Annotated in this window: 22 protein-coding genes and 1 tRNA gene; 16 read left to right on the forward strand and 7 right to left on the reverse strand. The window is 67.3% G+C overall.

What is annotated here, in order from left to right; translation table 11 throughout:
- The first annotated feature begins 29 nt into the window (after positions 1 to 29).
- From EOJ32_RS03300 to EOJ32_RS03310, 3 genes are read left to right on the forward strand one after another with little or no spacing between them, the layout of a single operon-like run.
- Positions 30 to 1,094, forward strand: coding sequence for an efflux RND transporter periplasmic adaptor subunit (locus EOJ32_RS03300; RefSeq protein ID WP_127897696.1), 1,065 nt, complete (start codon positions 30 to 32; stop codon positions 1,092 to 1,094).
- A complete protein-coding gene (locus EOJ32_RS03305; RefSeq protein ID WP_127897697.1) occupies positions 1,091 to 2,191 on the forward strand; it encodes an efflux RND transporter periplasmic adaptor subunit in 1,101 nt (366 codons plus the stop codon). Before EOJ32_RS03300 ends, EOJ32_RS03305 begins: the two co-directional genes overlap by 4 nt.
- Entirely contained in the window at positions 2,188 to 5,241 is a 3,054-nt protein-coding gene (locus EOJ32_RS03310) for an efflux RND transporter permease subunit (protein WP_127897698.1), read from the forward strand. Before EOJ32_RS03305 ends, EOJ32_RS03310 begins: the two co-directional genes overlap by 4 nt.
- A gap of 125 nt (positions 5,242 to 5,366) precedes the next feature.
- Here the strand turns inward: EOJ32_RS03310 and msrA are convergent, their stop codons facing one another.
- The 3 genes from msrA to EOJ32_RS03325 all read right to left on the reverse strand — a co-directional run bounded on the left by msrA (position 5,367) and on the right by EOJ32_RS03325 (position 7,349).
- Positions 5,367 to 5,873: a peptide-methionine (S)-S-oxide reductase MsrA gene (gene msrA, locus EOJ32_RS03315; RefSeq protein ID WP_127897699.1), complete on the reverse strand. Its 507-nt coding sequence runs from the start codon at positions 5,871 to 5,873 to the stop codon at positions 5,367 to 5,369.
- Positions 5,866 to 6,315, reverse strand: coding sequence for a peptide-methionine (R)-S-oxide reductase MsrB (gene msrB, locus EOJ32_RS03320; protein WP_045982827.1), 450 nt, complete (start codon positions 6,313 to 6,315; stop codon positions 5,866 to 5,868). Before msrB ends, msrA begins: the two co-directional genes overlap by 8 nt.
- Before the next feature lie 65 nt (positions 6,316 to 6,380).
- Positions 6,381 to 7,349 (reverse strand): nitronate monooxygenase family protein, encoded by a 969-nt coding sequence (locus tag EOJ32_RS03325; RefSeq protein WP_127897700.1) that lies wholly within the window; start codon positions 7,347 to 7,349, stop codon positions 6,381 to 6,383.
- 147 nt (positions 7,350 to 7,496) lie between these two features.
- On the opposite strand from EOJ32_RS03325, the gene EOJ32_RS03330 reads away from it, so the two are divergent.
- Complete coding sequence (locus tag EOJ32_RS03330; RefSeq protein ID WP_127897701.1) at positions 7,497 to 8,387, forward strand: 5'-methylthioadenosine/S-adenosylhomocysteine nucleosidase; 891 nt, start codon at positions 7,497 to 7,499, stop codon at positions 8,385 to 8,387.
- 38 nt (positions 8,388 to 8,425) lie between these two features.
- Here EOJ32_RS03330 and clpB read toward each other — a convergent pair whose 3' ends face one another.
- A complete protein-coding gene (clpB, locus tag EOJ32_RS03335) occupies positions 8,426 to 11,056 on the reverse strand; it encodes an ATP-dependent chaperone ClpB (protein ID WP_127897702.1) in 2,631 nt (876 codons plus the stop codon).
- A 147-nt stretch (positions 11,057 to 11,203) separates the two neighbouring features.
- On the opposite strand from clpB, the gene pyrF reads away from it, so the two are divergent.
- The gene (gene pyrF, locus EOJ32_RS03340; protein ID WP_045982831.1) at positions 11,204 to 11,884 is read left to right on the forward strand and encodes an orotidine-5'-phosphate decarboxylase; all 681 of its coding nucleotides are present in this window, start codon (positions 11,204 to 11,206) and stop codon (positions 11,882 to 11,884) included.
- Between the two features lie 48 nt (positions 11,885 to 11,932).
- Positions 11,933 to 12,637 (forward strand): DUF998 domain-containing protein, encoded by a 705-nt coding sequence (locus tag EOJ32_RS03345; RefSeq protein WP_164871388.1) that lies wholly within the window; start codon positions 11,933 to 11,935, stop codon positions 12,635 to 12,637.
- On the opposite strand, the gene EOJ32_RS03350 is transcribed toward EOJ32_RS03345, so the two are convergent.
- Positions 12,618 to 13,028 (reverse strand): NUDIX hydrolase, encoded by a 411-nt coding sequence (locus EOJ32_RS03350; protein WP_127897704.1) that lies wholly within the window; start codon positions 13,026 to 13,028, stop codon positions 12,618 to 12,620. The two genes, EOJ32_RS03345 and EOJ32_RS03350, sit on opposite strands and share 20 nt — an antisense overlap.
- Complete coding sequence (locus tag EOJ32_RS03355; RefSeq protein WP_232303332.1) at positions 13,025 to 13,888, reverse strand: N-formylglutamate amidohydrolase; 864 nt, start codon at positions 13,886 to 13,888, stop codon at positions 13,025 to 13,027. The genes EOJ32_RS03350 and EOJ32_RS03355 overlap by 4 nt, the downstream gene beginning before the upstream one ends.
- 155 nt (positions 13,889 to 14,043) lie before the next feature.
- Between EOJ32_RS03355 and EOJ32_RS03360 the strand changes: the two genes are divergently transcribed.
- The 9 genes from EOJ32_RS03360 (at position 14,044) to EOJ32_RS03400 (ending at position 21,541) form a co-directional block, all read left to right on the forward strand.
- Positions 14,044 to 14,118, forward strand: a tRNA-Val gene (locus EOJ32_RS03360).
- Positions 14,119 to 14,200: 82 nt separating this feature from the next.
- Positions 14,201 to 14,326, forward strand: coding sequence for a type B 50S ribosomal protein L36 (gene ykgO, locus EOJ32_RS03365; RefSeq protein WP_042245282.1), 126 nt, complete (start codon positions 14,201 to 14,203; stop codon positions 14,324 to 14,326).
- A 197-nt stretch (positions 14,327 to 14,523) separates the two neighbouring features.
- Positions 14,524 to 15,477, forward strand: a complete 954-nt coding sequence (locus EOJ32_RS20565; RefSeq protein WP_280115184.1) for a calcium-binding protein — start codon at positions 14,524 to 14,526, stop codon at positions 15,475 to 15,477.
- Positions 15,478 to 15,611: 134 nt separating this feature from the next.
- Positions 15,612 to 15,881: a 30S ribosomal protein S15 gene (gene rpsO, locus EOJ32_RS03375; protein ID WP_045982834.1), complete on the forward strand. Its 270-nt coding sequence runs from the start codon at positions 15,612 to 15,614 to the stop codon at positions 15,879 to 15,881.
- A gap of 299 nt (positions 15,882 to 16,180) precedes the next feature.
- Positions 16,181 to 16,711: a hypothetical protein gene (locus EOJ32_RS03380; protein ID WP_127897705.1), complete on the forward strand. Its 531-nt coding sequence runs from the start codon at positions 16,181 to 16,183 to the stop codon at positions 16,709 to 16,711.
- 230 nt (positions 16,712 to 16,941) lie between these two features.
- A complete protein-coding gene (gene pnp / locus EOJ32_RS03385) occupies positions 16,942 to 19,086 on the forward strand; it encodes a polyribonucleotide nucleotidyltransferase (protein ID WP_045980999.1) in 2,145 nt (714 codons plus the stop codon).
- Between the two features lie 69 nt (positions 19,087 to 19,155).
- On the forward strand, positions 19,156 to 19,950 hold the full coding sequence (locus EOJ32_RS03390; protein WP_127897706.1) for a hypothetical protein: 795 nt from the start codon (positions 19,156 to 19,158) through the stop codon (positions 19,948 to 19,950).
- Positions 19,947 to 20,726, forward strand: coding sequence for a hypothetical protein (locus EOJ32_RS03395; RefSeq protein ID WP_127897707.1), 780 nt, complete (start codon positions 19,947 to 19,949; stop codon positions 20,724 to 20,726). The genes EOJ32_RS03390 and EOJ32_RS03395 overlap by 4 nt, the downstream gene beginning before the upstream one ends.
- Positions 20,723 to 21,541 carry a glycosyltransferase family 2 protein gene (locus tag EOJ32_RS03400; protein WP_127897708.1) on the forward strand — a complete coding sequence of 273 codons (819 nt, stop codon included), beginning with the start codon at positions 20,723 to 20,725 and terminating at the stop codon, positions 21,539 to 21,541. Before EOJ32_RS03395 ends, EOJ32_RS03400 begins: the two co-directional genes overlap by 4 nt.
- Here EOJ32_RS03400 and EOJ32_RS03405 read toward each other — a convergent pair whose 3' ends face one another.
- Entirely contained in the window at positions 21,542 to 22,198 is a 657-nt protein-coding gene (locus tag EOJ32_RS03405) for a peroxiredoxin (RefSeq protein WP_127897709.1), read from the reverse strand.
- 142 nt (positions 22,199 to 22,340) lie between these two features.
- On the opposite strand from EOJ32_RS03405, the gene EOJ32_RS03410 reads away from it, so the two are divergent.
- Positions 22,341 to 23,783, forward strand: coding sequence for an aldehyde dehydrogenase family protein (locus EOJ32_RS03410; RefSeq protein WP_127897710.1), 1,443 nt, complete (start codon positions 22,341 to 22,343; stop codon positions 23,781 to 23,783).
- Positions 23,784 to 23,850: the final 67 nt, after the last annotated feature.

A 23,850-nucleotide genomic window follows, 5' to 3' on the forward strand; every position in this document is an offset into this window, starting at 1 on the left:
TGAGCCACAGATGTCGTGGATCGGTTCCGATGTTCAAGCTGCTGCCCCTTGCCCTTGCCATGATGATTCCCGCGCTTGCGGCGGCCCAGGCCGCCCCCGACGATATCCGTGTGCGCATCGTGACCGCCCGCACCCAGCCTCTGGACCTGGACATGCAGCTGTCCGGAGAGATCGAGGCCGTCGACACGCTGGAGCTGGGCTTTCGTCAGGGCGGCCGCGTGACCGAGGTGCTGGTGGCCGAGGGCGACCGCGTCGTCGCGGGCCAGCCCTTGGCCCGGCTGAACGCCGTCCAGCAGGATCAGGCGCTGAACGTCGCGCTGGCGGGCTTGGCCGCCGCGCGCGCGGGCAGCGACCAGGCCCGTCAGGCCCGCGACCGCGCCGATGCGCTGCTGGCGCGCGGGGTCGGCACGCGGGCGGCGGCCGATCAGGCCGAACAGGCGCTGTCCCAGACCCAGGGGGCGCTGGAGCGCGCGGAAACCGCGGTCGAACAGGCGCGGCGCGCCGTCGACGATGCCGTGCTGCGGGCGCCCGAGGATGCCGTGGTGACCGACAAGTCGGTGGCCCCCGGCCAGGTGGTCGCCGCCGCGCAGCCGGTGCTGACGCTGGCCGCGCTGTCGGGGCTGGAGGCCGTCTTTCACGCGCCCGACGACCCGCTGCTGCACGACATCCTGGGCCGTGACGTACGGATGGAGACGCTGGACGTCGACCGTCCCAACATGGTCGGCACCGTGACCGAGATCGCGCCCCTGGTCGATCCGCAGACCGGCACGGTGACCGTGCGCGCGCGGCTGCTGACGCCCAATGCCGGGATCGTCCTTCTGGGCGCCTCGGTGCGCGGGCATCTGAGCATGGCGATGGAAAAGGGCGTGGTCGTGCCTTGGACCGCCCTGATGCGGTCGGGCGACGATCCGGCCGTCTGGGTGGTCGACGATGACGGGCGCGTGGCGCTGACCAAGGTGGTCATCAACCATTTTGCGGACAGCACGATCTTCGTGTCCGAGGGCCTGTCCGACGGACAGCGGGTCGTGGGCGACGGGGCGCAGCTGCTGTATCCCGGCCGCCGGGTCCAGCCGGTCGCGGAGGGCGTGCAATGAGGGCGCTGATCCTGGCCGGCGTGCTTGCGCTGGCCTGCGGGCCGGCCGCGGCACTGTCGCTGCCCGACTGGCTGGGCCTTGGCGGTCAGGCCGAAAAGCCCGCGGCCCCGCCGCGCCCGGTGGTCAGCGTGATCGTGGACGATCGCGGCCTAGACGCGCGCTGGATCCCCGGCGTGGTCGAGGCGCGCACCCAGGTCCAGCTGGGCTTTCAGACCCTGGGTCGGATGATCGCGCGGCCCGTCGATCTGGGCGATCAGGTGGCGGCCGGCGATCTGCTGGCGCAGCTGTCCACGGACGATCTGGCCGCGACAACCCGCGCCGCGCGCGCCGCCGTCGATGCCGCGGACGTGCAGGACCGCACCGCGCGCGCGACGCTGGAACGCACGCAGGCGCTGGCGGCGCGTAACGTCGCGTCGAACGCCCAGCTGGAACAGGCCCAGCAGGAGGCCAGCGCCGCCGCCGCCGCGGTCGAGCAGGCCCGCTCGCAGCTGCTGCAGGCCGAGGATGCCGAAGGGTTCGCCAAGATGACCGCGCCTTTCGCCGGTGTGGTCAGCGCCGTCTATGAGGCGCCGGGCGCGGTCGTGGATGCGGGCGCGCCTGTGATCCAGCTGTCGGCCCAGGACACCCCCGAGGTGGTGATCGACCTGCCCGAACAGGCGCTGGTCGGGCTGGCACCGGGCGCCGATTTTACCGTCTGGCATCGCAGCGACCCCCAGGTCGAGATCGCCGCCACGCTGGACCGGGTCGACCCCATCGCCGACAGCGCCACTCGGACGCGGCGGCTGTACCTGACGCTGCCGCCGGGCGCGCCGTTCCGCCTTGGCGCGCTGGTGCGGGCGCGGTTCGGCACGGTCGACGCGCCGTCTTTGTCGCTGCCGGCCGAGGCGCTGGTCGCGACCGAGGGCATGCCCTTCGTCTGGCGGGTGATCCGGGACGATGCGGGGGCGCGGGTCGAACAGGCCCCCGTGCAGGCGGCGGCCCCCTTTCGCGGGCGCGTCTCCATCACCCACGGCCTTGACGCGGGCGACGAGGTCGTGATCCGCGGCGTGAAATCCCTGGCCCCCGGCCAGCCCGTCGGCCGGAGGCTGGAGCCGTGAGCACCCCCAAGACCCGCTTCAACCTGTCCGACTGGGCACTGAAGCATCGCAGTTTCGTGTGGTTCCTGCTGATCGTGTCGATGATCGCGGGCACCATCAGCTATCTGAACCTGGGCCGCGAGGAGGACCCGGACTTCACGATCAAGACGATGATCATCGGCGCGGCCCTTCCCGGCGCCACCATCGACGAGACGCTGAAGCAGGTCACCACCCGCATCGAGACCAAGCTGGAGGAGCTGGACGAGCTGGACTTTACCCGGTCGGTCACGACGCCCGGCCAGGCGGTCGTCTATGTCGAGCTGGACCCCACCATCCGCGGCCCCGCCGTCCCCGAGGTGTGGAAGCGGGTCCGCCAGATGATGGGCGACATCCGGCCCGAATTTCCCCAGGAATTCGCGGGCTTTCAGTTCAACGACAATTTCGGCGACGTGTTCGGCAACATCTATGCCTTCACCGCCGACGGATTCACGCCGCGCGAGCTGCGCGACCGGGTCGAGGCGATCCGTCGTCAGGTCGCAGCCCTGGACGCCGCCGGCAAGACCGAGCTGCTGGGCGTGCAGGATGAACAGGTGTTCCTGGAGTTCTCCGCCGCGCGGCTGGCGGCCCTGGGCCTGAACCAGGCGCAGGTGATCCAGACCCTGGCCCAACAGAATGCCATCGCGCCGTCCGGCGTGATCCAGGCCGGGCCCGAACGCATCCTGGTGCGCGTCGGCGGCCAGTTCGACGGGGCGGAATCGATCGAGGCCGTGAACCTGCGCGTCGGAGAGCGGTTCTTCAATCTGGGCGACGTGGCTACCGTCACACGCGGCTATCAGGACCCGCCGACATCGCTGTTCCGCCACAACGGCCAGCCTGCGATCGGGCTGCAGATCGGCATGCGCCAAGGCGGCAACATCCTGGAATTCGGCGCCGAACTGGAGGCGCTGATGGACCGCATCGCCGCCGACCTGCCCATCGGCATCGAGATGGCGAAGTTCGCCGACCAGCCGCATGTGGTCGAAGACGCCGTGGGCCATTTCGTCAAGGCCCTGGCCGAGGCCGTGGCCATCGTCCTGGTCGTCAGCTTCATCAGCCTGGGCCTGCGCGCGGGGCTGGTGGTGACGCTGACCATCCCGCTGTGCCTGGCGATCACCTTCGTGATCCTGGACCTTTACGGCATCACGCTGCAGCGGATCTCTCTGGGCGCGCTGATCATCGCCCTTGGCCTGCTGGTCGACGATGCGATGATCGCCATCGAGACGATGATCTCAAGGCTGGAGATCGGGGAATCGCTGACCGATGCGGCCAGCTATGCCTGGACCTCGATCGCCTTTCCGATGCTGACCGGCACGCTGGTGACGGTCGCGGGCTTCATCCCCATCGGTCTGAACAGCTCTGCCGCGGGAGAGTTCACTTTCTCGCTGTTCGTGGTGATCGCGGTGTCGCTGATCGTGTCCTGGATCGTGGCGGTGCTGTTCGCGCCGCTGCTGGGGGTCACCTTCCTGCGGGCCGACATGGGGCATGGCCACAAGGGGCCGGGCCGGTTGCGGCGCGCCTTCCACGGCCTGCTGCGGGCGGCGATGCGGTTCAAGTGGCTGACCATCGCGGTGACGCTGGCGATCTTTGCGACATCGGTCTGGGGGATGCGCTTCGTGGAACAGCAGTTCTTCCCCACCTCTGACCGGACCGAGGTGCTGGTCGACATCACGGAACGCCAGAACGCCTCGATCGCGCGGACCCGCGCCGACATGGACCGGCTGGAGGCGAGTCTAGCGGATGATGACGACGTGCTGTTCTGGACCTCCTATGTGGGGCAGGGGGCGCCGCGCTTCGTGCTGTCGATGGACGTGCCCACGGCAGGGCCGCATATGGGCCAGATCGTGATCCAGACCCCCGACCTGGCTGCGCGCGACCGCGTCAAGGCGCGGCTGAGCGCGCTGGCGGCCGCCGAATTTCCGGGCGTCGACATCTATGTCAAGAACCTGGAAATCGGCCCGCCCGTGGGCAAGCCTGTCCAGTACCGCGTGACCAGCCCCGACACCGACGCTGCCCGCGACGCTGCCCAGGGCCTTGCCACGCTGATCGCCTCCGAGCCGCGCCTGCGCGACATCGCGCTGGACTGGAACGAGCCCGCGCGCATGGTCCGCCTGGTCGTGGACCAGGACCAGGCCCGCCGGCTCAGCGTGACCAGCCAAGACATCGCCCAGGCCCTGTCGGCCCTGTTCAGCGGCACCAGCGTGACGCAGCTGCGCGACGACATCTTCCTGATCGACGTGGTCGCGCGCGGCGTGGCCGACGATCGCCAGTCGCTGGCCTCGATCCGCAACATGCAGCTGAACCTGGCGGACGGGCGGGTCGTGCCGCTGGCCGCGCTGGTGACGCTGGAATACGGATCCGAACAGCCGCTGATCATGCAGAGAAACGGCCTGCCCACCGTCACGGTCAAGGCCGCCATCGGCACCGCCGACCAGCCCGCGACCCTGGTCACGGCGCTGGCTGCGCAAGTGGCCGAATACCAGGAAACCCTGCCCCCCGATGTCCGCATCGAGGTCGGCGGCAGCGTCGAGACCTCGGCCGACAGCCAGGCGCCGATCGCCGCGGTGGTGCCGGTGATGCTGCTGATCATGGCCGTCCTGGTCATGGCGCAGATGCAAAGCTTTCGGATGTCGCTGGTGGTGATCGCCGCAGCCCCCCTTGGCCTGATCGGCGTGGTGGCGGTACTGGTGCCCTTTGGCGTGCCGATGGGTTTCGTGGCGATCCTGGGGATCCTGGCGCTGATCGGCATCCTGATCCGCAACTCGGTCATCCTGGTCCATGAGATCCAGGAGTTGCTGCACAAGGGCCGCAGCCAGTGGGACGCTGTGTTCGAGGCCTCTGACAGTCGCGCGCGCCCCATTCTGCTGACCGCGGCTGCGGCGTCGCTGGCGCTGATCCCGATCTCGCGGCAGGTGTTCTGGGGGCCGATGGCCTATGCGATGATGGGCGGCATCATCGCCGGCACGCTGGTCACGCTGGTCTTCGTGCCCGCGCTCTACTGCGCGGTGTTCCGGGTCAGGCCGCCCCGCTCCTAAAACGTCCGTCCCCAAGCCGATCAGGGCCTGAACCGTTTGGGCGGGGGGTCCGGGGGGCGGCAGCCCCCCGGCCGTCGCGGGACGCAAGAGAACGCCCCGGAACCGCGTTCCGGGGCGCCCGTGCCTCACTCGGCCGCGTCGCGTTTGGGCAGGACCCAATCAGGGCGCGGGAAATGGCAGGTATAGCCGTTGGGGAACCGCTCCAGGTAATCCTGGTGCTCGGGCTCGGCCTCCCAGAAATCGCCCACCGGTTCGACCTCGGTCACGACGCGTCCCGGCCAGATGCCGGATGCGTCAACATCCACGATCGTGTCCAGCGCCACCTGCTTCTGTGCCTCGTCCGCGTAATAGATCGCGGAACGATAGCCCGGCCCGATGTCGTTGCCCTGCCGGTTCGGCGTGGACGGGTCGTGGATCTGGAAGAAGAACTCCAGCAGCCGGCGATAACTGATCAGGTCGGGGTCGAACATGATCTCGATCGCCTCGGCATGGGTGCCGTGGTTGCGATAGGTCGCGTTAGGCACGTCGCCGCCGGAATAACCGACGCGCGTCGCGATCACGCCCGGCATGCGCCGGATCAGGTCCTGCATGCCCCAGAAGCAGCCACCGGCCAGAACCGCACGTTCAACCATGATGCGCCTCCTCGACCTGGGCCAGATAGTCGCCGTAACCCTCGGCCTCCATCCGGTCCTTGGGGACAAAGCGCAGCGACGCCGAATTGATGCAATAGCGCAGCCCGCCCTGATCGCGCGGACCGTCTGGGAAGACGTGGCCCAGATGGCTGTCGCCGTGCTTGGACCGCACCTCGACCCGGACCATGCCGTGGGTGGTGTCGCGATGCTCGGTCACGTTGCCGTCGATGGGCTTGGTGAAGGCGGGCCAGCCGCAACCGGAATTGTATTTCGTGCTGCTGACGAACAGCGGCTCTCCCGAGACGACATCGACATAGATGCCCGCATCGAAATGGTGGTCGTATTCGCCGGTGAAGGCCCGCTCGGTGCCGTTCTCCTGGGTGACGCGATACTGCTCCGGGGTCAGCCGGGCGATCGCGTCGGGGGTTTTCTCATAGGCCATCTGGTCCTCCACGGATGGGACGGTTCGATCCCCTATATGGGAAGCATCCCGCCCATCCGCAAAGGTCACAGGCGCGAAACGGCCTCTTTCGCGGCTTGATATTCCGCAGCCAGCCGGTCGATGCGCGCGCCCGCCGGTTCCACCGCCCGCACCGCGCCGATCCCCTGGCCCGCGCCCCAGATGGTGGACCAGGCCTTGGGCTTCGACGATCCGTCGCTGAAATTCATCGCGCTGGCATCCGCCCCCGCCAGATTGTCCGGGTCCAGCCCCGCCTTGCGGATCGACGGCGCCAGATAGTTGCCCGACACGCCCGTGAACAGCGACGAGGTCACGATGTCGGCCGCCGTGCTGTCCACGATCATCTGCTTGTAGTCGGGCTGGGCGTTCGCCTCCTCGGTCGCGATGAACGGGCTGCCGATATAGGCCAGATCAGCCCCCATCACCTGCGCCGCCAGCACCGCGCGCCCGGTTGCGATCGAGCCCGACAGCAGCAGCGGCCCGTCGAACCAGTCGCGGATTTCCTGGATCAGCGCGAAGGGCGATTGCGGCCCGGCATGCCCACCCGCGCCCGCCGCCACCGCAATCAGCCCGTCGGCGCCCTTTTCCACGGCCTTCTTGGCGAACATGTTGTTGATCACGTCATGCAGCGCGATCCCGCCGCAGTCATGGGCGGCCTGGTTCACCTCGACCCGCGCGCCAAGCGAGGTGATCCAGATCGGCACCTTGTGGCGGTGACAGATCTCGATGTCACGCTCCAGCCGCGCATTGCTGCGATGCACGATCTGGTTGACCGCGAAGGGCGCGGCGGGGTGGTCGGGGTTCGCTTGGTTGTGACGGTCCAGTTCCTCTTCGATCCGGGTCAGCCAGGCGTCCAGCATGGACGGCTCGCCGTCCTTTTCGCGGGCGTTCAGCGCCGGAAAGCTGCCGACGATGCCCGCCTTGCACTGCGCGATGACCAGGTCGGGCCCCGAGACGATGAACATGGGCGAGGCTATGACCGGAATGCGCAGGCCCTGCAGGATCGGTGGCAGCATGGATGATCTCCCTTGGATTTGCGTCACGATGCCCGCGCCTTGGGCAACGGGCAAGCCGTGACGCGGCGACAGGGCGGCGGCACTGGCCATCACGGGTGCCGCAGCGTAAGCCGGGGGCGGAATTGCACATCGTGAAAGGCCCGCCCCATGATCCGTCCCGCCCTTGCCCTGATGCTGTCTGCCGCGCCCCTGGCCGCGCAGACCCCGGACGACACGCCCCGCACCGCCGTCATGTCGGCCTTCGAGCCGGAATGGATCAGCCTGCAGGCCGATCTGGAGGGGGCCGAGACCCAGACCATCAACGGCACCGAGTTCATCACCGGCACCCTGTCGGGGCAGGAGGTCGTGCTGTTCCTGTCGGGCGTGTCGATGGTCAACGCGGCCATGACCACCCAGATGGCGCTGGAGCGGTTCGACATCGAGGCGATCGTGTTTTCCGGCATCGCGGGCGGGGTCGATCCGGCGCTGAACATCGGCGACGTGGTCGTGGCGGACCAGTGGGGCCAGTGGCTGGAGACGGTCATGGCGCGCCGGACCGAGGACGGCTTCGCCCTGCCGAGCTTCCTGGAATCGCCCTTTCCGAACTATGACATGATCTATACGCGCGAGACGACCGTGGCCTCGGACCGGGGCGAGCCCGAGACGCGGTTCTGGTTTCCCGCCGACCCGGCCCTGCTGGAGGTCGCCGCCCGCGTCGCCGAGGCGACCGATCTGGCCGACTGCAATGCCCAGAACGACTGCCTGACCACCGCGCCGCAGATCCGCGTGGGCGGGAACGGCGTGTCAGGGTCGTCCTTCATGGACAATGCGGGGGTGCGCGACTGGCTGTCCACGACCTTCGAGGCCCAGGTGGTCGACATGGAATCGGCCGCCGTGGCGCAGGTGGCCTGGGCGAACCAGGTGCCGTTCATCGCCTTCCGCTCGCTGTCGGACCTGGCCGGCGGCGGCGAGGGCGAGAACGAGATGGGCGTCTTCATGTCGCTGGCCTCCGACAATTCGGCGGCGCTGGTCAAGGCCTTCCTGGCCGAGATGCCCTGACGGAAACGGCCCCCGGATCGCTCCGGGGGCCGTCTTCCTTAGTGGATCGGCGGGCGCGGGCCTTCGCCGATCGCGCCAAGCCGCGGTCCCGCCTGGCCCACGCGGTTGCCGACCAGCAGGCCGTCCGGCCCGGCGCTGACATGGATGGTCGCCCCGTCCATGACCTCTCCGGACAGCAGCAGTTCCGCAAGCGGGTCCTGCAGGGCGCGCTGGATCACGCGCTTCAGCGGGCGCGCCCCGAAGACCGGGTCGTAGCCCTGATCGGCCAGCCACATCCGCGCGGCGTCGTCCATGTCCAGCGTGATCTTGCGACCCGCCAGGCGCTTTTCCAGCCGCGCCATCTGCACCGTGACGATCCCGTCCATGTTCGACCGCGAGAGCCTGCGAAAGATGATGATCTCGTCCAGGCGGTTCAGGAATTCGGGGCGGAAATGTCCGCGCACCGCCTCCATCACCTGATGGCGGGCGTCCGAGGCATCCGCCTCCTCGGGCAGATGCGACAGCGCCTGAGAGCCCAGGTTCGAGGTCAGGATGATCAGCGTCTGCTTGAAGTCCACCGTCCGGCCCTGGCCGTCGGTCAGCACCCCGTCGTCCAGCACCTGCAGCAGCACGTTGAAGACATCCGGATGCGCCTTCTCGACCTCGTCGAACAGGATCACCTGATAGGGCCTGCGCCGCACTGCCTCGGTCAGCACGCCGCCCTCGTCGTAACCCACATAGCCCGGAGGCGCGCCGATCAGCCGGGCCACGGAATGCTTTTCCATGAACTCGGACATGTCGATGCGGACCATCGCGCTGTCATCGTCGAACATGTATTCGGCCAGCGCCTTGGTCAGTTCCGTCTTGCCGACGCCCGTGGGCCCCAGGAACAGGAAGCTGCCAAGCGGCCGGTTCTCGTCGTTCAGGCCCGCGCGGGCGCGGCGGACGGCATTGCTGACCGCGGTCACGGCCTCCTGCTGGCCGATCACGCGCTTGCCGATCTGCTCTTCCATCTTCAACAGCTTGTCGCGCTCGCCCTCCAGCATCTTGGCGGTGGGGATGCCGGTCCAGCGTTCGACGACCTCGGCGATCTGTTCGGGGCGGACGGCCTCCTCAACCATCAGACCGTCGCCCTGCTCGGCCTCGGCCAACTGCTTCTCCAGCCCAGGGATGATGCCATAGGACAGCTCTCCGGCGCGGGCCAGGTTCCCCTCGCGCTTGGCCTGATCCAGGTCGGCGCGGGCGCGGTCCAGCTGCTCCTTGAGGTCGCGAGACCCCTGCAGCTTGTCGCGTTCCGCCTGCCAGCGGGCGGTCATCTCGGCGCTGCGCTCCTGCAGGCCGGACAGGTCCTTCTCCAGCCGTTCCAGCCGGTCCTTCGATGCCGCGTCGTCCTCCTTCTTCAGCGCCTCGGCCTCGATCTGCAGCTGCAGGATCTGGCGATCCAACTGGTCCAGCTCCTCGGGCTTGCTGTCGACCTCCATGCGCAGGCGCGAGGCCGCCTCGTCCATCAGGTCGATGGCCTTGTCGGGCAGGAAGCGGTCGGTGATGTAGCGATGCGACAGCGTCGCCGCCGCGACCAAAGCCGCGTCGCTGATCCGCACGCCGTGGTGCAGCTCATACTTCTCCTTGATGCCGCGCAGGATGCTGATCGTGTCCTCGACCGTCGGCTCCTCGACCAGCACGGGCTGGAAGCGCCGGGCCAGGGCCGCGTCCTTCTCGATATACTTGCGGTATTCGTCAAGCGTGGTGGCGCCGACGCAATGCAGCTCGCCCCGCGCCAGGGCCGGCTTGATCAGGTTGGCGGCATCCATCGCGCCGTCGCCCTTGCCCGCGCCGACCAGCGTGTGCAGCTCGTCGATGAACAGGATGATCTCGCCTGCGGCGGTCTCGATCTCCTTCAGGATCGACTTCAGCCGCTCCTCGAAATCGCCGCGATATTTGGCGCCCGCAATCAGCGCGCCCATGTCCAGCGCCATCAGCCGCTTGTTGCGCAGGGATTCCGGCACGTCGCCGTCGATGATGCGCAACGCGAGGCCCTCGGCAATGGCGGTCTTGCCGACGCCGGGTTCGCCGATCAGGACGGGGTTGTTCTTGGTGCGCCGCGACAGGACTTGCATGGCGCGGCGGATCTCCTCGTCACGGCCGATGATCGGGTCGATCTTGCCGTCGCGCGCCGCCGCCGTCAGGTCGCGGGCATATTTCTCCAACGCCTCATAGCTGTCCTCGGCGGATGCCGTGTCGGCGGTGCGCCCCTTGCGGATGTCGTTGATCGCGGCGTTCAGCGCCTGCGCGTTGACCGAACCCCCAGCCAGCGCATCGCGGGCGTTCGTGTTGACCATGGCCAGCGCCATCAGCACCCGTTCGGCGGGCACGAAGCTGTCGCCGGCCTTCTTGGCCACGGACTCCGCCTCGTCCAGCACGCGGACCAGCGTGGGGTCGACATAGACCTGACCGCTGCCCGACCCGCTGACCTTGGGCTGTTTCGCCACGGCGGCATCCACCGCCTCGCGCACGCGCTTGGCGTCGCCGCCCGCACGGGTGATCAGGTTCGAGGCCAGTCCCTGGTCGTCATCCATCAGCGCCTTCAGCAGATGCTCGGGCATCACGCGCTGCTGATTCTCGCGGATCGCGATGGTCTGGGCGGATTGCAGGAAGCCGCGCGACCGTTCCGTGAACTTTTCCATGTTCATCGGCAGTACTCCTTTTGCAAAGCCCCCGTGCTGGTGGCGCCCTGTTGCGGCACGCCCCGGTCCGGGTCTGATGGATCAGATTTGGGGGGGTCGCGGGGTGGTTTCAAGCATGTCATAAGGCCCGCGGAACAAAGAAGGGGATGCGTGATGGATGACCGGCTGATCGTGGCGCTGGACGTGCCGAATGCCGTGGCGGGGCTGGACCTGGCGGGACGCCTGGGCGACGCCGTGGGCTTCTACAAGATCGGGCTGGGCATGCTGACCGGCGGCGGCCTGGCCCTGGCCAACGAGCTGAAGCAGGAGCACGGCAAGCGCATCTTCCTGGACATGAAGCTGTTCGACATCGGCGCGACCGTCGAGGCCGCGGTGCGCGGCCTGGCGCAGTTTGACCTGGACTTCCTGACCGTGCATGGCGACCCGCATGTGGTGGCGGCGGCCAAGCAGGGGGCTGCAGGGTCGAACCTGAAGATCCTGGGCGTGACCATCCTGACCTCGCTGGACCGGGCCGACCTGGACGCGGGGCTGATGCAGGCAGGTGATCTGCACGACATCACCGTGGAACGCGCCGCCCGCGCCTTCGAGGCGGGGGCCGACGGCATCATCTGCTCCCCGCGCGAGGCCGCCGACATCCGCGCCCTGCCGGGGTCGCGCCTGATCGTGACGCCGGGCGTGCGCCCCGCGGGCAGCGCCCTGGGCGACCAGAAGCGGGTCGAGACGCCCGCATCGGCCATCGCGGCAGGCGTCGACCACATCGTGGTGGGCCGCCCGGTCTGGCAGGCCGCCGATCCGCGCGCGGCGGCGCAGGCGATCCTGGCCGAACTGGCTTGACGCCCGGCGCCCCCGCGTCCCAGCATGGCGCGAAACGCGGGGGTGGCGATGGACGATGACGGCAGCGTGCAGAAGATCCGCAACGAGCTGGTCCTGTCCTTCCTGGCGGTGCGCCGCGCCATCGGCGCCCTGGGGTTCTTCCTGCCGCTGGCGCTGATCGCCTATGCAATGCTGTGGCCCGAGCCACTGCGGACCAGCATCTCGGCCTACTATTACTCTCCGATGCGCGAGGTCTTCGTCGGCACGCTGATCGCGCAGGCCGTGTTCCTGTGGAGCTATGAGGGGTTCCGCCCCGATGCGGGCGAATGGATCACCGACAAGGTCATGGCGCGGCTGGCGGCGGTCTCCATCGCACTGGTGGCCCTGGTGCCCACCGACGGGCCGGACGGGCCCTGCACCGCGCTGGAATGCATCGCGGGTCCGGGCCTGTCGGCGCTGATCCATGTCGTCGCGGCGGGGCTGTTCTTTGCCGCGCTGGCGGTGTTCTGCCTGGTGCTGTTCGTCAAAGGCACCGTGGACGGGCCGGAAAAGGCCGCGTCGAACCGCATCTATCGCATCTGCGGCTGGACGATCATCGTCAGCATCGGCCTGATCGGGCTGCTGTTCGCGACGGGCCTGGACGATACGCTAGCGCGCCTGCGTCCTGTCTTCTGGCTGGAGACGGCGGCCACCTTCGCCTTTGCGACCAGTTGGGCGGTCAAGGGCGACAGCCTGCGCCCGCTGACCCGCGCCGTCATTGCCGCATCGCGGTGATCCAGCGGCAGAAATGCGGGATCGCGCGCGGATGGGTCAGATAGTCAGCCACCGGCATCATGCACCACCCCTGACCTTCGTTCCCGAACCGGATCGCGGCGATCTGGGCCGCGCTGATCTGCCCCGCGAACAGCCAGGACATCAGTCCGGGTGCGGAATGCGACGGAAACGCCCGACCGGTCAGCGCCTGCGGGGACAGGTGCAGCCCGAACTCCTCGTCCAGCTCGCGCAGGGCGCATTGGACGGGCGCCTCCTGTCCTTCGCGGCCGCCGCCGGGCAGGTCCCAATGCGCCGGAAAGGGAATGTCGGGGCGATCGTCGCGCAGGCACGTCAGCAGCCGGTCGCCATGGGTCAGCAGCAGCTTGGCACCGTTGAAGGCCGCAGCGGTCATTCCGCGGCGACGCGCCCGCCCGACTGATCCTGGCCCAGGCCGGACAGGCGGCCGATCACCCGGGCGATTCGCGCCGCGAAGTCGTCGAAATCGGGGCGGGGGGTGATCGTCGCCTCGTCCATGTAGAGCGAGCGGTCGATCTCCAGCTGCACGACATGGACGTTCTGGGCGGGGCGGCCATAGGCCGAGCAGATGTAGGCCCCCGAGAAGGGGGCATTGCGGCGCAGGGTCCAACCCTCGGCCTCGACCGCGGCGCTGACCGCGTCCGAGATGCGCGCCGCCGCCGACAGGCCGTGACGGTTGCCCAGCACCATGTCGGGCCGCGTCCCCTGCAGATGCGACAGCGCATCATGGGGCATGGAGTGCATGTCGATCAGGATCGCCTGCCCGAATCGGGCGCGGGCCTGCGCGATCAGCCCGGCCAGCGCCGCGTGATAGGGGCGCCAGCAGGCGTCGATCCGGCGGTCGGCCTCGGCCCGGTCGATCTGGCGGTCGTGAATCACCCGGCCCTGGCTGACCACGCGGGGAATCACCCCCAGCCCGGCCAGGGTGCGCTGGTTCAGCGGGTGGCGCGGCACGCCGCGCACGACCAGGGGGTCGATCTCGTCCGCGCCGCGGTTGAGGTCCACGATGCAGCGCGGGATGCGCGCGGCCAGCGTGACCGCGCCGAAGGCCGTGGCGGGCGCGATCAGGCGATCGATGAAGGCGTCCTCGGACGATCGCAGGGTCTGGATGGGCAGGCGGGTGCCTTGCAGGAACCAGTCGGGATAGTCATGGCCCGAATGCGGGGACGCGAAGATCACCCCCGAAAGCCAGTGGCGGGGGCGGGTCACGACATAGGGCAGATCAGGCTGGGACAAGGCAGACCTCGGCATCCGGCGCGTCATTGCATATAAACCTGAAAAATTGCCCACCGATAGGCCTTGAATACCCCAGACACCTCGGTTAAAGACCTGCGGACCGAGGGGATTGCACCGGGTTTTCGCAAGGAAACATGATGGAATCACCAAGGAACGGGCGGTTAGCTCAGCGGTAGAGCACTACGTTGACATCGTAGTGGCCACTGGTTCGATCCCAGTACCGCCCACCATTATTTCGCCGCCCCCGGCCAAAACCGGGGGCATTTCGTTTTCCAATGCGGCTGCGACGCGCCGCGACGATGGAGAAAACCGATGAAGGTTCGCAACTCGCTCCGCTCGCTCAAGAGCCGGCACCGCGACTGCCAGGTCGTGCGCCGCAAGGGCCGCATCTACGTGATCAACAAGACCAACCGCCGCTTCAAGGCCCGCCAAGGCTGATCGGTCGGGTCCTGGCCGGATCATCCGGCAGGTCACGCGGAAACGACAGTACCACCCGCCCCTCACAGGGCGGGTTTTTTCATGCCGGGCCGCCAACCCGCATTAAGGTTTTATCAACTTTTCCGTACGATGCCGGGCCATGGCGCGTTAGTATCGGGGCATCGGCATGGGGCCGGTCGCGAACGGGGTCTGGGTCGATGATCATTCTGGGCGGGATTCTGGGCGTGCTGATGGCCGGGATGATGGTCGATGTCAGCGCGCTGACCAGTCGGCATGCCGAGCATGACGACGACGACACCCCTGTCCCCGATGAGGAAGAGGGCGAGAGCCTGCCCCCCACCATGCCCGAACCCCAGCCGCAGCCCGAGCCCGAACCGGAGCCCGAGGTGCCGGCCGCGCCGGACGAATCGGTGATCGACGGATCGGAGGGGCTTGATTTCCTGATGGGGACGCCCGGCGACGATCTGATTCGCGGGCAGGGCGGCGCGGACGACCTGCGGGGCGGCCTGGGCGCCGACACGATCGAGGCGGGGGCCGGCGATGACTGGGTCCAAGGCGACGCGGTCTATGGGCCTGGCGGCGACGACCTGATCTATGGTGGCGAGGGCGACGACCTGCTGGCCGGTCAGGGCGGCAATGACATGCTGTTCGGAGAGGATGGCGACGACACCCTGATGGGCGGCGAGGGCGATGATTCGCTGTTCGGAGGCGAGGGCGACGACGTCCTGGCCGGGCATGAGGGTAACGACCTGCTGGTCTCGACCGGCGGCACGGATGATCTGGACGGAGGCGCGGGCGACGACGTGCTGATCGGCCATGACGGCCCTGAAACCGTCTGGATGAACGGCGGGGACGGCAACGACACGCTGATGCCCGGCGCGCATGACTTTGCGTCGGGCAACGCGGGCGACGACACCTTCTTGCTGCGCCAGGTCCAGGAGGGCTTTCCGACGCTGGCCGATTTCCACGGCGATCACGACCAGTTGGTTCTGCATCTGGATGCGCAGGTCGCGCGCGACGTGCAGCTGTCGCTGCGCGAGGACGCGGATGGCAGCACGCTGCTGGAGGTGAACGGCCAGGCCGTGGGGCGCCTGCTGAACCCCGAGGCCCTGCGCCTGGGCGACATTCGCATCGTGGCCATCGGCGGCTGAACGGACTTTCCTTTTCGCCCCTGATGGGCTAAACGCGCGCATCCGCCGGACATTCGGTCCGTGCGGTGTTTCATGGACCTTGCTGGACGACATCCCGGCCTGTGCCCTCACCCTTCATCCGAAAGGAGATCCCGATGTCGATCACCGTCGAAGAAAAAGCCCGCGTCATCGCAGAGTTCGGCACCAAGGAAGGCGACACCGGTTCGCCGGAAGTGCAGATCGCGATCCTGTCCTCGCGCATCGCCACCCTGACCGAGCACTTCAAGTCGCATAAGAAAGACAACCACTCGCGTCGTGGTCTGCTGATGATGGTCGCACAGCGCCGCAAGCTGCTGGACTATCTGAAGAAGAAGGAGGAGGCGCGTTACACCGCCCTAATCGGCAAGCTGGGCCTGCGTCGCTAAGACCGGCACCACGCATTTCCTTGGCGCCCGCGACCCTGTCGCGGGCGTTTTGCATTGCGGGCGGCGGCTGTCCTTAAGGGCAGGTCGCTTGGCGATCCCCGAACGGCCCGGTGGTGCCGCCTACGCAGCCACCCGGAAAGAATCAAAGTCAAATCAATATGCTGTCGAAAACAGCCTGCATGCCCGGCAATCGCGGGGCTTTGCCGCGTCCGGGCAATCGCTAAAACTTTCAGGACCCTCTTCTGGATCGCGTGGTGACTGAAACGTTAACAGCCCGCCATCATCGTAGGAGAGTTGACATGTTGATCAGTGGCCTGACCAGTGGCTGGCGTACGAACACCGCCCCGGCACCCAGCAGCCCCCCGCCGCAGCAACCGCAGGAAACTGCCCCGGCGCAGCAAACCCAGCCCGTCCCGGCCGAGGAGCAGCCCGTGGCGGTGCAACCGGAACCGGCGCCGGACGCCGAGGCCGGCTATGATCCCGACGCGATGGCACGCGCCGCCGAAGGCAGCCAGGTGGCCCGGACGGAGCCTGCCGCCGATGCGACGCCCGCGGCAGCCCCCGCCGCCCCGCGCCCCGCGCCGCTGGGCGAGGCCGCCCCTGTCGCGGATGCCGTACCCGATGCCGTCAAATCCGAGGAGCCGCGTCTGGGTGAGGAGGCGCAGGCGCGCAGCTTTGCCGAAAGCCAGCTGCAGCGCGACCGCCTGCTGAACCTCGCCAGAACGGGTTATGCCGAACTGCGCGACCTGTTCCGCGCGCCAGAGGCGGCGGCCCCGGTTTCGGCCGCCGCCGCCCCGGTGGCCGATCGCCGCGTGCCGGTCGCCGCCTGACGCGACCGCCCGGTCGGCGGGCCGGAAACGGGCGGCCGCACCGTGGTCCGGCCGCCTTTGGCGCATCCGTCGCCGCCCTTCCCAAATCCGGCGTTTTCCTGTATGGCCCCTGTCATCTGTGACGTGAGGTCCTGCCCCGGGGCACATGCAAAGGATAGGGGCGGCGGCAATGGGGCCGCGATACATGACATGGGTGGCCGGAGGGCCGGAGCACCCTTTGAGGAAATCAGATGTTTGATGAAGTGAAGAAATCGATCCAGTGGGGCCAGGAAACCCTGACGCTGGAAACGGGCAAGGTTGCCCGTCAGGCCGACGGCAGCGTCATCGCCACTTTGGGCGAGACCAGCGTCATGGCCAACGTCACCTTCGCAAAGGCGCCGAAGCCCGGACAGGACTTCTTTCCGCTGACGGTGCATTACCAGGAAAAATACTATGCCGCCGGCAAGGTCCCGGGCGGCTTCTTCAAGCGCGAGGCGCGTCCGTCCGAAAAGGAGACGCTGACCGCGCGCCTGATCGACCGTCCGATCCGCCCGCTGTTCGCCCCCGGCTTCAAGCATGAAGTGCTGGTGATGTGCACCGTGCTGAGCCACGACCTGGTCAACGATCCCGACATCGTCGCGATGATCGCGGCCAGCGCCGCACTGACCATCTCGGGCGTGCCCTTCATGGGCCCGATCGCAGGCGCCCGCGTCGGCTTCTCGAACGGCGAATACGTGCTGAACCCCGAGGTTCAGGACATGGACGGCCTGCGCAACAACCCCGAACAGCGCCTGGACCTGGTCATCGCCGGCACCGCCGACGCCGTGATGATGGTTGAATCCGAGGCCTATGAGCTGACCGAGCAGGAGATGCTGGGCGCGGTCAAGTTCGGCCATGACGCGATCAAGCCGGTGATCGACCTGATCATCGACCTGGCCGAGGATGCCGCCAAGGAGCCGTTCGACTTCCAGTCGCCCGACTACAGCGCGCTCTACAACCGCGTGAAGTCGCTGGGCGAGGCGGACATGCGCGCGGCTTACGCGATCCGCGACAAGTCCGAGCGTCAGGACGCCATCGCCGCCGCCAAGACCAAGGTCAAGGACGCCCTGACCGAGGAAGAGCTGGCCGATGCCAACCTGGGTTCGGCGCTGAAGAAGCTGGAATCGGGCATCCTGCGCGGCGACATCATCAGCGGCGGCGCCCGCATCGACGGCCGGGACACCAAGACCGTTCGTCCGATCGTCAGCCAGGTCGGCATCCTGCCGCGCACCCACGGATCGTCGCTGTTCACGCGGGGCGAGACGCAGGCGCTGGTCGTGACGACCCTGGGCACCGGCGATGACGAACAGATCATCGACGCGCTGCACGGAAACTCGCGCTCGAACTTCCTGCTGCACTACAACTTCCCGCCCTATTCGGTCGGCGAGGTTGGTCGCGTGGGCAGCCCCGGCCGTCGCGAAATCGGCCACGGCAAGCTGGCATGGCGTGCGCTGCAGGCGGTTCTGCCCGCGGCGACGGACTTCCCCTACACCATCCGCGTCGTGTCCGAGATCACAGAATCGAACGGATCGTCGTCGATGGCGTCGGTCTGCGGCGGTTCGCTGTCGATGATGGATGCGGGCGTGCCGCTCAAGGCGCCGGTCGCGGGCGTGGCGATGGGCCTGATCCTGGAAGAGGACGGCCGCTTTGCCGTGCTGACCGACATCCTGGGTGACGAAGACCACCTGGGCGACATGGACTTCAAGGTGGCGGGGACCGAGAACGGGATCACGTCGCTGCAGATGGACATCAAGGTCGCGGGCATCACGCCCGAGATCATGGAGCAGGCCCTGGCCCAGGCCAAGGACGGTCGTCTGCACATCCTGTCGGAAATGGCCAACGCCCTGACCGCAGGCCGGACCGAGTTCAGCGCCCATGCGCCGCGCATCGAGACGATGCAGATTCCGACCGACAAGATCCGCGAAGTGATCGGTTCGGGCGGCAAGGTCATCCGCGAGATCGTCGAGGTTTCGGGTGCCAAGGTCGACATCAACGACGACGGCATCATCAAGATCGCGTCGGCCAACGCCGATTCGATCAAGAAGGCCTATGACATGATCTATTCGATCGTGGCCGAGCCGGAAGAGGGCAAGGTCTATACCGGCAAGGTCGTCAAGCTGGTCGACTTCGGCGCCTTCGTGAACTTCTTCGGCAAGCGGGACGGGCTGGTGCATGTCAGCCAGATCGCCAACCGCCGTCTGGGTCACCCCAATGAGATCCTGAAAGAGGGCCAGGAGGTCCGCGTCAAGCTGCTGGGCTTTGACGACCGTGGCAAGGTCCGCCTTGGCATGAAGATGGTCGATCAGGAGACCGGGGCCGAGATCGAGGAAAAGCAGGAGCAGTCGGCCGAAGGCTGAATTGTATTAAGGCAGGCGGCCGGCCAGAAAAGGCCGGCCGCTTTTTGCGCCTCTAAAGGAAATTCCATCTTGCAAGATCTAAGCACGTTGTGGATTGGTGGAAATTTGGGGGCGATGGAACGCGCCAGTCTGAATTCCATGATGCGGCTCGGACATGACGTAACGCTCTATAGCTATACTCCGATTAAAAATGCGCCCCATGGTATTCGGTTGCGGGACGCATCTGAGATAATGCCTGCAGATCGCATTTTGCTCTATCGTGATAAGCGAAAACCAAGCCCAGCTCTGCATGCAAATCTATTTCGCTACGCAATGCTAAATATGACAGACGCTGCTTGGGTCGACCTGGATATCGTTGCCGTCCGACCGGTGCCGCACGCTGACTACCTGATGGGGTTCGAAACCTCATCTTCAGTAAACAACGCTGTCCTAAGATTGCCGCATAGCTCTCCTACATTAAAGCAACTGCTAAGTTTCACATCCGAAAGTCGCGGAGTGCCGCCTCACATTCAAGGCGCGAGGCGTATTAAATATTGGGTGCGAACATTAGGTCGTGGTTATCCTATAGAAAGCTGGGCATGGGGTAGTACTGGACCGAAGGCTTTGACAATGTTCCTTGCGCAAAATTCCGAGTTGCATAACGCACTTCCAAAAAACGTGTTCTATCCTATCGGAGTTCACGACCACGATCAGTTTCTTGAGCCCGGCCGGTGGCAGCTGAACGATTTTCCGAGTGAAACCATTTGTCTTCATTTGTGGGGTAGCAGAATTCGTAAAACTTTGGCGGAGAGGTATAATGGTCAAGTTCCCCGGGGAAGTTTATATGCTGAAATTCTCGACACGTTTGCCGACTTAGGCCAATGACCGAACCCCTGCTGATCCTGACGATGAAATGGGGCACGCTGTACAGCAGTGCCGACGTGAACCGTCTGGCGGCGCAGGTGCGGCGGCATCTGGACCGCCCGCATCGGTTCATCTGCTTCACCGACGACGCAGCAGGCCTTGATCCGCAGGTCGAGGCGATGCCGTTGCCCGAACTGGGTCTGCCCCAGGGGCATTCCGACACGCGCTGGCGCAAGCTGGCGCTGTTCCGGCGCGATCTGGGGGGGCTGTCGGGGACGGCGCTGTTTCTGGACATCGACCTGGTGGTGGTGGACGATCTGGGGCCGTTCTTTGATCTGCCGGGCGATTTCTTCATCATCCGCGACGATGACCTGTTCCGGGCAAAGCCCCTGCGCAAGGTCAACCCGGATCGTGACCGCTTCCTTCACAGCGTCGGCAATTCCAGCGTGTTCCGGTACCGGATCGGCGAACATGCCTATGTCCTGGACGCCTATCTGGCCGATCCGGCGGCGGCCACCCGGGACTATGAGATCAGCCAGCAGTTCCAGTCGGCGCAGCTGGCCGCCCACGGGAACCTGCATTACTGGCCCAAGGGCTGGTGCGTCAGCTTCAAGAACGACTGCGTGCCGCGTAACCTGGCCAGCTATCTGCGCGCCCCCTCCCTGCCCGAGGGGGCGAGGATCGTGCTATTCGCGGGCGCGCCCAAGATGGAGGACGTCTTTGCCGGACGCGGGCACAAATGGTACCGCCGCATCGGCGATATCGGCTGGCTGCGCCGCGCGTGGGAAAACCCGTGATCTCCGAGGCCTTCCGCCGGTTCAAGCAGCGCCGCCGCCAGGCCCGCGCCCTGGCCGAGATCGCCGCGCGCCCCGACCGTCCGGGCCGTCCGCACGGGTTGCCCGGCCCGCTGATCGTGTCGCTGACCAGCCACGCGGCGCGCTTTGCCACGCTGGCGCCGACGCTGCGCGCGCTGACGCGGCAGACGGTGCAGCCCGACCGCGTGATCCTGTGGTTGGCCGAGGGCGATCAGCACCGCCTGCCGCCGGAGGTCGCGGCGATGGCGGGGCTGGAGATCCGCATCTGTCCCGACTGGCGATCCTACAAGAAGATCGTGCCGACGCTGATGGCGCATCCCGAGGCCTATATCGCGACGGCGGATGACGACCTCTATTATCCCGCCGACTGGCTGGAGCGGCTGGTGGCCGTGGCGGGGTCGGGCGTCGCCTGCCTGCGCGCGCATCGCGTGGTGATGGCGGGGGCGGGACCCGCGGGATATGAGGGCTGGACCCACAATATCGACGCGCCCGAGGTCGGGCCGCTGGTCTTTCCGACCGGCGTGTCGGGGGTGATCTATGCGCCCGGCGTCTTCCATGCGGACGTGACGCGGGACGACCTGTTCATGCGGCTGGCGCCGGGGGCGGATGACATCTGGCTGTACTGGATGCACCGGCTGGCCGGGTCGCGGCCCGCCAAGACCGGCGGGCGCGCGCGCACTCTGGAATGGCAGGGCAGTCAGGCCGTCAGCCTGCGCGCCGTGAACCGCCCCGCCGCAGGGCAGGGCGGCAATGACCGTGCCATCGCCGCCCTGCTGGATCATTACGGTTGGCCGTGATCAGGCCGGGTCCTTGGCATAGCGCAGATAGGGCAGCTTGATGTCCAGGGGGCCGTATTTCGCCTCGGCCGAGGCATCGTCCAGGGACAGGGCCACGATCACGTCCTGACCGGGCACCCAGTTGGCGGGCGTGGCGATCGGCACGCCGTCGGTCTTCTGCACCGCGTCCAGCGCGCGCAGGATCTCGGCAAAATTGCGCCCCACGGACATGGGATAGGTCATGGTCAGGCGGACCTTCTTGTCCGGCCCGATGATGAAGACGGTGCGCACGGTCGCGGAATGGGCGGGCGTGCGGCCTTCGGTCGGCAGGTAGTATTCGGCCGGCAGCATGTCATAGGCCTTGGCGACGCCCAGGTCGCTGTCGTCGATGATGGCGAAGTTCGCAGGAACGCCGGCGACCTTGCCGATATCGGCCTTCCATTTCTCATGGTCGTCCACGCTGTCCACGGACACGCCCAGCACCTTGGTGTTGCGCTTTTCGAATTCGGGAGCCAATTGCGCCACGGCGCCGAATTCTGTGGTGCAGACCGGGGTGAAGTCGCGCGGATGGCTGAAGACGATGGCATAGCTGTCGCCGATCCAGTCGTGGAAGCGGATCTGCCCTTCGGTCGAATTGGCGGTGAAGTCGGGGGCCGTGTCATTGATGCGCAGGGACATGGGCGCTCCTTTTCCGGTTGGTTGCGTCGCCCCATAGATAAGCGCCGCGGCGCGGAATGCCAGTGGGGGCGCCATGCGGCCGGGGTTGCGGCGCGGCCTGCGGGGTGACAGGCTTTGCCCGAACGCCAGTCAGGAGGACCAGATGCTGGACCAGCGGAAATTCTATATCGACGGAGCCTGGGTGGACCCCGTGCAGGCACGCGACCTGGAGGTGATCGACCCGTCGACCGAGGATGCGGTCGCGTTCATCTCGATCGGCGATCAGGCGGATACCGATGCCGCGGTGGCCGCGGCCAAGCGTGCCTTTCCGGCCTGGGCCGCGACGCCGCCCGCCGAACGCTTGGCCGTGGTCGAGCGCATCCTGGCGATCTATGAGCGGCGCATGCCCGACATCGCCCGCGCGATCAGCCTGGAGATGGGCGCGCCCGAGGACATGTCCTTGGCCGACCAGGCCGAGTCCGGGGCCTGGCACACCCGCAATTTCATCACCGCCTTCAGGGAGTTCCAGTTCGTGCGGCCCTTGGGGGCGCATGCGCCGACCAGCATGGTCGCGTGGGAGCCGGTGGGCGTGGTGGGCCTGATCACGCCCTGGAACTGGCCGATGAACCAGGTGACGCTGAAGGTGATCCCGGCGCTGCTGGCGGGGGATACCTGCGTGCTGAAGCCCTCCGAGATCGCGCCTTTGTCGTCGATGGTCTTTGCCGAGGTGCTGGATGAGGCGGGCGTGCCAGCGGGCGTCTTCAACCTGGTGAACGGCGACGGGGCGGGGGTCGGCAGCCAGCTGTCGGTGCATCCGGATGTCGAGATGATCAGCTTCACCGGTTCTACGCGCGCCGGGATAGCGATCAGCAAGGCCGCGGCCGACAGCCTGAAGAAGGTCGTTCTGGAGCTGGGTGGCAAGGGCGCCAACATCGTCTTTGCTGATGCCGACGACAAGGCCGTGGTGCGGGGGGCGCGGCACTGCTTCTACAACAGCGGGCAGTCCTGCAACGCCCCGACGCGGATGCTGGTCGAACGCTCGGTCTATGATCGCGCGGTCGAGGTCGCGGCCAAGGTGGCCGAGGAGACCGCCGTGGCGACGGCCCATCAGCCGGGCAAGCATATCGGCCCGGTGGTCAGCCGCCAGCAATGGGATAAGATCCAAGGCCTGATCCAGGCCGGCATCGACGAGGGCGCGCGGCTGGTCGCCGGCGGGCCGGGCCTGCCGGAGGGGGTGAACCGCGGCTATTTCGTGCGGCCGACGGTCTTTGCGGATGTGTCGAACGACATGACAGTCGCGCAGCAGGAGATCTTTGGCCCGGTTCTGTCAATCATCCCCTTCGACAGCGAGGAGGAGGCCGTGGCCATCGCCAATGAGACGCCCTACGGGCTGACGAACTATGTCCAGAGCCAGGACGGCGCACGCCGCAACCGCGTGGCGCGGCAGCTGCGGGCGGGCATGGTCGAGATGAACGGCGAATCGCGCGGGGCCGGATCGGCCTTCGGCGGGGTCAAGAAATCCGGCCGGGCGCGCGAAGGCGGCGTGATGGGGCTGGAGGAGTTCATGGACAGCAAGGCCATCAGCGGATGGGACCGCGACGCCTGACCGTCGGGCCGTCTGCGTCCCGCGACGTGCCGGGGGGACTTCCCGTCCCCCCGGACCCCCCTGCGGG

The sequence above is a fragment of the Paracoccus sp. Arc7-R13 genome (assembly GCF_004010775.1).
GTDB classification, from domain to species: Bacteria; Pseudomonadota; Alphaproteobacteria; order Rhodobacterales; family Rhodobacteraceae; genus Paracoccus; species Paracoccus marcusii.

Excerpts from the sequence above, each read along its gene's own strand:
- msrA (WP_127897699.1), bottom strand. The coding sequence starts at position 5,873 with ATGGTTGAACGTGCGGTTCTGGCCGGTGGCTGCTTCTGGGGCATGCAG.
- rpsO (WP_045982834.1), top strand. The coding sequence starts at position 15,612 with ATGTCGATCACCGTCGAAGAAAAAGCCCGCGTCATCGCAGAGTTCGGC.
- EOJ32_RS03380 (WP_127897705.1), top strand. The coding sequence starts at position 16,181 with ATGTTGATCAGTGGCCTGACCAGTGGCTGGCGTACGAACACCGCCCCG.
- EOJ32_RS03350 (WP_127897704.1), bottom strand. The coding sequence starts at position 13,028 with ATGACCGCTGCGGCCTTCAACGGTGCCAAGCTGCTGCTGACCCATGGC.
- EOJ32_RS03325 (WP_127897700.1), bottom strand. The coding sequence starts at position 7,349 with ATGCTGCCACCGATCCTGCAGGGCCTGCGCATTCCGGTCATAGCCTCG.
- EOJ32_RS03395 (WP_127897707.1), top strand. The coding sequence starts at position 19,947 with ATGACCGAACCCCTGCTGATCCTGACGATGAAATGGGGCACGCTGTAC.
- EOJ32_RS03330 (WP_127897701.1), top strand. The coding sequence starts at position 7,497 with ATGATCCGTCCCGCCCTTGCCCTGATGCTGTCTGCCGCGCCCCTGGCC.
- EOJ32_RS03300 (WP_127897696.1), top strand. The coding sequence starts at position 30 with ATGTTCAAGCTGCTGCCCCTTGCCCTTGCCATGATGATTCCCGCGCTT.
- EOJ32_RS03410 (WP_127897710.1), top strand. The coding sequence starts at position 22,341 with ATGCTGGACCAGCGGAAATTCTATATCGACGGAGCCTGGGTGGACCCC.
- EOJ32_RS20565 (WP_280115184.1), top strand. The coding sequence starts at position 14,524 with ATGATCATTCTGGGCGGGATTCTGGGCGTGCTGATGGCCGGGATGATG.
- EOJ32_RS03305 (WP_127897697.1), top strand. The coding sequence starts at position 1,091 with ATGAGGGCGCTGATCCTGGCCGGCGTGCTTGCGCTGGCCTGCGGGCCG.
- pyrF (WP_045982831.1), top strand. The coding sequence starts at position 11,204 with ATGGATGACCGGCTGATCGTGGCGCTGGACGTGCCGAATGCCGTGGCG.
- EOJ32_RS03345 (WP_164871388.1), top strand. The coding sequence starts at position 11,933 with ATGGACGATGACGGCAGCGTGCAGAAGATCCGCAACGAGCTGGTCCTG.
- msrB (WP_045982827.1), bottom strand. The coding sequence starts at position 6,315 with ATGGCCTATGAGAAAACCCCCGACGCGATCGCCCGGCTGACCCCGGAG.
- clpB (WP_127897702.1), bottom strand. The coding sequence starts at position 11,056 with ATGAACATGGAAAAGTTCACGGAACGGTCGCGCGGCTTCCTGCAATCC.
- pnp (WP_045980999.1), top strand. The coding sequence starts at position 16,942 with ATGTTTGATGAAGTGAAGAAATCGATCCAGTGGGGCCAGGAAACCCTG.
- EOJ32_RS03405 (WP_127897709.1), bottom strand. The coding sequence starts at position 22,198 with ATGTCCCTGCGCATCAATGACACGGCCCCCGACTTCACCGCCAATTCG.
- ykgO (WP_042245282.1), top strand. The coding sequence starts at position 14,201 with ATGAAGGTTCGCAACTCGCTCCGCTCGCTCAAGAGCCGGCACCGCGAC.